General features: G+C 54.7%; 7 protein-coding genes. 1 reads left to right on the forward strand and 6 read right to left on the reverse strand.

Features of this window, described 5'->3' with window-relative positions:
* Positions 1-21 precede the first annotated feature (21 nt).
* From DQG23_RS32690 to DQG23_RS32710, 5 genes are all read right to left on the reverse strand, one after another.
* Positions 22-1,050: a molybdopterin-binding protein gene (locus DQG23_RS32690; protein WP_113035238.1), complete on the reverse strand. Its 1,029-nt coding sequence runs from the start codon at positions 1,048-1,050 to the stop codon at positions 22-24.
* The gene (gene mog, locus DQG23_RS32695; protein WP_113035239.1) at positions 1,047-1,541 is read right to left on the reverse strand and encodes a molybdopterin adenylyltransferase; all 495 of its coding nucleotides are present in this window, start codon (positions 1,539-1,541) and stop codon (positions 1,047-1,049) included. Before mog ends, DQG23_RS32690 begins: the two co-directional genes overlap by 4 nt.
* A 33-nt stretch (positions 1,542-1,574) precedes the next feature.
* Positions 1,575-2,060 (reverse strand): cyclic pyranopterin monophosphate synthase MoaC, encoded by a 486-nt coding sequence (gene moaC, locus DQG23_RS32700; RefSeq protein WP_272949084.1) that lies wholly within the window; start codon positions 2,058-2,060, stop codon positions 1,575-1,577.
* 204 nt (positions 2,061-2,264) lie between these two features.
* On the reverse strand, positions 2,265-2,846 hold the full coding sequence (locus DQG23_RS32705; RefSeq protein WP_113035240.1) for a 5-formyltetrahydrofolate cyclo-ligase: 582 nt from the start codon (positions 2,844-2,846) through the stop codon (positions 2,265-2,267).
* A gap of 28 nt (positions 2,847-2,874) precedes the next feature.
* On the reverse strand, positions 2,875-3,573 hold the full coding sequence (locus DQG23_RS32710; protein ID WP_113035241.1) for an endonuclease/exonuclease/phosphatase family protein: 699 nt from the start codon (positions 3,571-3,573) through the stop codon (positions 2,875-2,877).
* A gap of 825 nt (positions 3,574-4,398) precedes the next feature.
* Between DQG23_RS32710 and DQG23_RS32715 the strand changes: the two genes are divergently transcribed.
* Entirely contained in the window at positions 4,399-6,351 is a 1,953-nt protein-coding gene (locus DQG23_RS32715; protein ID WP_113035242.1) for an ABC-F family ATP-binding cassette domain-containing protein, read from the forward strand.
* Positions 6,352-6,849: 498 nt separating this feature from the next.
* Here the strand turns inward: DQG23_RS32715 and DQG23_RS32720 are convergent, their stop codons facing one another.
* Positions 6,850-7,341 (reverse strand): hypothetical protein, encoded by a 492-nt coding sequence (locus DQG23_RS32720; protein WP_146762425.1) that lies wholly within the window; start codon positions 7,339-7,341, stop codon positions 6,850-6,852.
* Positions 7,342-7,406: the final 65 nt, after the last annotated feature.

Consider the following 7,406-nt stretch of genomic DNA (forward strand, 5'->3'; position numbering starts at 1 on the left):
TAAAATTAGTATGATGCAGGCTTAACAGCCGTGAAGCCCTCCATAGCCAAGCATTGTAATATCTTCGCGGACAATTTCCTCGCCGGCGCAAATGCGCGGCAGCAGCACATCAAACGACGTATACGGATCGTGCATCACGCAGCCCGGCAGCCCCATTACAGGCGTTTGGCCGATGTACGCCATCATCAGCATGGAACCCGGAAGCATCGGTGTTCCATAGCTTACTGTGCGTGCTCCAGCCCTCTGTATGGCTCCCGGCGTACGATCGTCCGGATCCACGGACATGCCTCCGGTAAGCAGAATCAAGTCGGCCTTGCGATCGAGGAAATACCGTATTTCCTGAACGATCTTGTCGCTGTCGTCAGGCGAGAGCCGCTGCTCGATGATTTCCGAGCCGAATTGCTCGACCTTCCGCTTCACGACGGGTCCGAACTTATCCTGGATGCGGCCGCCGAACACCTCGCTGCCGGTCGTAATAAGTCCGACCTTCAGGGGACGAAACGGTTTGACCCAAACCGGATTTCCCGAGAGGTCTGACGACTTCTCGGTTTGTCTCCATTGTACCGCCAAAGACTCGATTTGTAAAACGCTTTCCTCTTCCATAATTAGCGGTATTACGCGGGTTCCGGCAATTTTTTGCTGCTTCTGTACAGGCGTATTCGTTTTTAAGGTAGCGAGGACGGTAAACGGTATCGAATTGACCCGGTCGACGAATGTCCGGTCGATTTTGACAATCCCGTCCACGGCCGCTTTCAGATTGATTTTCCCTTCGTGCGGCTCGCTCAGCTCGACGTTGCGGCCTGCGAAAGCTTTGGCCATCCGCAGCGCCGCCTCGTCCTCATGCAAATAACCGGGCTCCAGATGCATCGTATAAATATGCTCCTTGCCGATGCTGAGAAGCGCCGGAATATCTTCTTCGCGGACGACATGCCCTTTGCGGAATAATCGTCCCTTGAATTCGCCGGGAATAATTTGCGTCAGATCGTGCGCAAGCACCATGCCGACCGCATCCTCCACCTTGACCTCTTGCAGCATCGAAGCATGGTTCATAGGTCATGCTCCTTTTCCCGCTCCGTCAAAATGCTGAGCGCATGCGGCAGCTGATCCATGACAGCCATCAGATTTTCATGAACGCCCTTCGGACTGCCGGGCAGATTGAGGATGAGCGTTCTGTTGCGGATGCCCGATACCGCACGGGAGAGCATCGCCTGAGGCACCTTCTGCATCGACTTGTAGCGCATCGCTTCGGCAAAGCCGGGCGCCAGACGGTCGATTACCTGCAAAGTGGCTTCCGGCGTAACGTCTCGCGGCGCAAGGCCCGTCCCGCCTGTCGTGAGAATCAGATCGGCCTTGTAATAATCGGTCATCTCGATCAACGCGGCCATAATCTCGTCCATTTCATCGGGAACGATGCGGTATTCGATAATTTCGCCGTTCATTTCCTCTTCAACCAGCTCGCGAATAACCTGCGCGCTCGTGTCTTCTCTTTCCCCGCGAAAACCTTTGTCGCTTGCGGTCAAAATGGCAACCTTCCAGCGCATGCCGTTCACCCTCTCCCCTCATCGTTCTGAAAACTACCTGGTGTAATCGCCGGATTTGCCGCCTGTTTTGGTCAGCAGCATCGTCGGACCGATTTCCATATCCTTTTGCAGCGCCTTGCACATATCGTAAACGGTCAGCGCAGCGGCGGAAACCGCAGTCAACGCTTCCATTTCAACACCGGTTTGTCCCGTCGTTCTTACAATCGCATGAATTTCGAGCAGATCGTCGCCATTATCAGAAAAGCGGATATCGACGCCGGTCAGCGGAAGCGGATGGCACATCGGTATCCAGTCGGACGTTTTCTTCGCCGCCATGATGCCCGCCACCTGCGCGACTGCCAATACGTCTCCCTTGGCAATCTTACCTTCCTTAATCGCGGCGAGCGTCTCCGGCCGCATCCGGACAGCCGTTGCCGCTTCGGCAGTCCGCTTCGACTGGGGTTTGTCCGAAACGTCGACCATGCGCGCCCTGCCCTGCTCGTTCATATGCGTAAACGGACTGTTCGGACTGTTCGACAAGAGAATCCCTCTTTCCAACGGCTTATTTCATTAGCTATGCTCTATTATGTGACATTTTCTAGCTTATGGGTAGTACAAAAAGTGAGCGTCGGACGAAACTCCCGATTTATTTAGCGGAAAGCCGTCCATGGGCGGCATCCGAGCCGGCCGAGGGCATGGCTAATTCCGGGCTTGCAGCTTCGGTTATGCATGGAATGCCAATTTTTAGATCCATCTCGATTCGGTCACGATTCGGTCTACCCGAATATCATGCTCATCCATCGGCGCTTCCGGCACGATCTGAATATCGAAAGCCAGCGCCAGCTTGAGCGGCTGCTTGCCGGCCAGGCTCCCAAAAAACCTGTCGTAATAACCGCCTCCGTAACCGAGCCTTCCATGCTGCTCATCGAACGCTAAACCCGGCACGATCACACAGGAAATGTCATGTTTCGACAGCGGCGGGCATCCTGGAAACGGCTCGCGAATGCCGTAAGCGCCGGACTCCAAATCGTCCCATTTTGAAATGGCATGCAGCTGCAGCAGCCTTTGTTCCTTAATCGCCCTCGGCACGGCGACGGCAATTCTCCGCTGCCAGCACCATTCGATGACCGGCGACACGTCGACCTCCGCTCGAAACGGTATGTACGCCATCAGCGCCCCGCCCGACGTCCAGTCCAGCGTCTCCAGCAGTTCGATGCTCCGGCGGCAAATCTCCGCCGATTTCTCCTGCCGTTTCTCCGCCGGTATCGCGGAACGCAACGTCTCCACTTGTTTGCGCAGATGTTTTTTTTGCTCGCGTAATGTCATTCGTTCCCTCCTCGAATCGATTGCATGATTATCGGGAAATGACGGACGGATGCCATTTGATCAAAGCCACGACAGGCTGGTGGTCCGAAGCTTTGGACGGCTGCACCCAAGCGAAAGCTTCCGAGGTCGGAGCATTGACCAAAATATGATCGATTTCCCCGCCGTAGCTAAGCGTCGGCATTTTCGTTTGGAGCTGTACCTTTATAAACCTCGGCCGCAGTTTCTTCATATATTTATTGCCGGTAACCATATTGAAATCCCCCAGCAAAATGGACGGCTTGTCCATTCGCGCCAGCTCGTCCTGCAGAATCGGCATCTGCCTCGCCCAGTCCGTACGAAAAATCCCGAGATGCGTGTTCGCCACGGTCAGCTTCCTGCCGTCTATCAGCAGCTCGGCCAGAAGAATGCTCCTGCGCTCCAGCGTGCCCGGCATGTACACGACCCGTTTGTTCACGATCGGATAACGGCTCAGCAGCGCATTCCCGTATTGGCAAAACCTCATATTAATGCTTGGCGCATACGCGGCGTGCAGGCCGAGCTTTTTGGACAACCATCCGATTTGATCACGAAACCCGCTGCGCGGCAAAAAACGGTCGACCTCCTGCAAAGCGACGATTCCGGCGTCGGAAACCCGGATTTCCTCGGCGATTCGTTCCAGGCTCAAACGCCCGTCCATCCCTACGCCGTGATGAATATTATAAGTCATTACCCGAAAAGAATCGTTCATCGTGCAGCGGCCCCCGTGTTAGCGTTTGTCGGCTGTATGGAATCGTAACGCCCTCGAAGTCCGCCAAGGAAAAACGGCTGCGCCGTCCTAAACGCTTTCGAAGAAAGCGACTTCGTAAGCATAAGCTAAGGACAAGCGCGTTTACCGCGGTTACTTTCCGATAAACCAAGGATAAACGGCTGCGCCGTCTTTTTGTCGGCGCGTTTACCTCGGTTTAGAGCCGTTTCCGCGATTTACTTTCCGATAAACCAAGGATAAACGCCTACCAGCGTCTTTAACGCCGGCATTTACCGTAGGTTTGGAGCCGCTTCCCGCGATATACTTTCTGACAAACTTAGCAAAACGTTCATTACGCCTTCAACCTTCAGCGACATGTAAATCTATACGATCCGAAATATGAATATACGGCGGCGTGTCACGTCCGGTATCCGATGACATCGCCAAGCCGTTTGGGTTTGATGTGGAATAACCGGTTAACCCTCTATCCATTTCTATCATACCTACGAAACCCCGGAACCTTCAAATACAGCGTTCGTCGGCTCGCAAACGCGCCGAGTTTTTATGTCTTCGCATCCGGTCTCGGCGGCATTTCGCCTTTCATTGTAAGCCATAACCATATTGTATCAGTATATATGACAAACTCCAAAGCGACTTATCGAGTGGAAACGGTTACCGACGACAATAATTTTTTAGCAGTCATTTTCCATTTAAATGGAGATCAAATTTCGTGCAGCGCCTTATACGTTTGGAAATGGCGTTTGCGCAGTACTGGCGGTAAGCTTATACTGGAAATTAGATTAAGATTTTGGAGGTTAGCTATACGTCATGCTGCTGCAAGCATCTAATATAAGTAAAAGCTACGGGGTAAGAACCATCCTTTCCCAAATTTCTCTGCAAATTCAAGAACGCGAGCGTATCGGCCTTGTCGGCGTAAACGGCGCAGGAAAATCGACATTGCTGCAGATTATTGCCGGGGAAATGTCGTATGATGGCGGAGATATTTTTAAGGCCAAGGAAACGAAGGTAGGCTATTTGGCGCAAAACAGCGGCCTGCGTTCCGACAAGACGATCATCGAGGAAATGCGCATCGTCTTCGCCGAGCTGCTTAGCGTGGAGCAGGAGTTACGGCTAATGGAAGAGCAGATGGGCGATCCCGCCCTCCTCGCCGATGAGAAAAAGTACGCCGACACGATGAACCGCTACGCCGTCCGTTCCGAATGGTTCCGCGAGCGCGGCGGGTATGGGATCGAGGCGAAAATCCGCGGTATTTTGCACGGGATGGGGTTTGCCGACTTCGCGCACGACACCAAGATCGAAACGCTGAGCGGCGGGCAAAAAACAAGACTCGCACTAGCCAAAATGCTCCTTCAGCAGCCGGATATCCTGATGCTGGACGAGCCGACGAACCATTTGGACATTCCGACGCTGACGTGGCTCGAGGACTATTTGCGCGGCTACCCCGGCGCGATTCTTGTCGTTTCCCATGACCGTTATTTTCTTGATGCGCTGGTTACGGCGATTTATGAGATCGAACGCAACACGTCCAGACGGTACACCGGCAACTACACGAAATATGTCGAAACAAAAGAAGCCGAATACGAGATACAGTTGAAGCAATATGAAAAGCAGCAGGAAGAAATCTCAAAAATGGAAGATTTCATCCAGAAAAATATCGTTCGGGCTTCGACCACCAAACGCGCGCAAAGCAGACGCAAGGCGCTCGACAAAATGGATCGGCTCGACAAGCCGCTAGGCGATTTGAAGCGTGCTTCGTTCGCTTTCCAGACGGAACAAAACAGCGGCAAGGATGTGCTGCAGATAAGCGATCTTGCGGTTTCGGTCGGGGATGGCAAAAAGCTGTTCAAGGATGCATCTTTCCAGCTGACGCGCGGGGACACCGCCGCATTGATCGGTCCGAACGGGATCGGCAAATCGACCCTGCTCAAAACGCTGATCGGCCAGCATTCGCCTGACAGCGGGACGATCCGCTGGGGTACCAACGTCAAGATCGGTTATTACGATCAGGAGCAAACCGGGCTAAACCCGAACAAAACGGTGCTTGAGGAAGTATGGAGCGCATATCCGCATTTGGAGGAAGCGCGCATACGTACGGTGCTCGGCAACTATTTGTTCAGCGGCGAAGACGTGTTCAAAAAAGTCGCCGGCCTGAGCGGCGGCGAGAAAGCGCGCGTTTCGCTCGCCAAGCTGATGCTGCTGAACGCCAACATGCTCATACTCGACGAGCCTACCAACCATCTCGACCTGTTCAGCAAGGAAGTGCTGGAGGCGGCGCTTATCGATTATGAGGGCACGCTGCTGTTTATTTCCCATGACCGTTACTTTTTGAACAAAATGGCGGAGCGTGTGCTGGAAATGACCGCGAAGGGCATCGTCGGCTATCTCGGCAATTACGACGATTATACGGAGAAAAAGCTGGAGCTTGCCGAAATCGAGGCGGCGAAGGCCGCGGCTAAAGCCGTTAAACCGGCGGGCGGCCCCTCCGGCGAAGCGAAGGGCGAGAGCGGTGCTTTATCGGGCAGCGACTGGAGCGGCAGCAAGGACGCCAAGCGCGAAGAGCGGAGCCGCCAGCGCAAGCTGGAGCAGCTGGAGCAGGACATCACGCGCCTGGAAGGCGAGATTTCCGCGCTTGAGGAGCAGCTGACGCAGCCGGATGTATACAACGACTACGTGCAGGTCCAAGAAAAAACGGCGGCTATCGATACCAAAAAGCAACAACTGCAGACAGTGTACGAGGAATGGGAAACGCTGGTCGGCTGAGGTTGCGGGGAGCGCGGCTATGGGTACGCACAAGGGAACCTTGGTGCGTACAGCTTAACGACTGAGGAAGCCTTGCGGCGTACGGCTTAGCGACCATGAGAACCGGCGGTTCGGCAATTGTACGGCGATAACCCGGTTGTCTTAATGGAAATTATGCAGCTAATTTCGCACAAAGAGGGAAATAATTCCGTTGAGCTGGAAAATGTCCAGTTATTTTAATGAAAACGGTCCTAATGGGCCCAAAAATCAAAATTTAGATGGACTTTTTCCATTTAGCAGGCTGAAATTCGGTAATTTTGCGAAAATAGATGGAGTTTTTACAGCTAGTTCAAATTCGGCCGAACCGGTGGGTCGACTACATGCCGCTTCTACGAGCCGAGTATGAAGAGGCTAGTTGGTTTAGAGCGGGCGACTATCTAGCTCCTACTTCGACACCTGCGACGGGTCGACTGCAATAAATACAAAACGGTATGAAGCCTGCCCATCACGGGCAGCCATTCATACCGTTTTTTCGCGTTCGCGAAGCCGGATCGCGAGCAGCGGCACCGTGATAAACCCGATCATCGTGCCAGCTGCGACGATGCCGGAGTCGTTGAGCAGCAGCGCGGCAATCGCGCCGACTAAGTTGGCCGCAATCCCGTGCATGATATACGGGTATTCGGCAAGCCAGCGGCGGAATACCCCGCGGGGCCGCAGCACAAGGACGGCCATGACGAATATGCCTGTCAGGACGACCTTGCTCCAGATGGAAACGCCGATCAGATGGGCGTTCATTTGCAGCTTGCGGACGACGATAAGACCGATCAGGTCCAACCGGCCGTCCGCAAGCTGCTGCATCGCGCGGCCGATATGGCTGGGCGGGCCTGCCGCCGGCATCGCCCGGTTGACCAGCCATAGCGCAGCCAGCCCCGCCGCTGCCGCCAGCGCGACGCCGCCGACGCCGCGCAGCAGCCCCCGCCCGCGGGGCGCCGCCCCGGGACCGCCGTGCATGCGCCGCCAGGCGATGCCGAAGGCAATCGACGCAGTGACGGCGCCGCCGGCGTTCGTCCCGGCGC

Source organism: Paenibacillus contaminans, assembly GCF_003285015.1.
GTDB lineage: Bacteria > Bacillota > Bacilli > Paenibacillales > NBRC-103111 > Paenibacillus_V > Paenibacillus_V contaminans.

Bases quoted from the DNA above. Each gene is read 5' to 3' on its own strand.
- DQG23_RS32710 (WP_113035241.1), bottom strand. From the start codon at position 3,573: ATGAACGATTCTTTTCGGGTAATGACTTATAATATTCATCACGGCGTA.
- DQG23_RS32720 (WP_146762425.1), bottom strand. From the start codon at position 7,341: ATGCACGGCGGTCCCGGGGCGGCGCCCCGCGGGCGGGGGCTGCTGCGC.
- mog (WP_113035239.1), bottom strand. From the start codon at position 1,541: ATGCGCTGGAAGGTTGCCATTTTGACCGCAAGCGACAAAGGTTTTCGC.
- DQG23_RS32715 (WP_113035242.1), top strand. From the start codon at position 4,399: ATGCTGCTGCAAGCATCTAATATAAGTAAAAGCTACGGGGTAAGAACC.
- DQG23_RS32705 (WP_113035240.1), bottom strand. From the start codon at position 2,846: ATGACATTACGCGAGCAAAAAAAACATCTGCGCAAACAAGTGGAGACG.
- DQG23_RS32690 (WP_113035238.1), bottom strand. From the start codon at position 1,050: ATGAACCATGCTTCGATGCTGCAAGAGGTCAAGGTGGAGGATGCGGTC.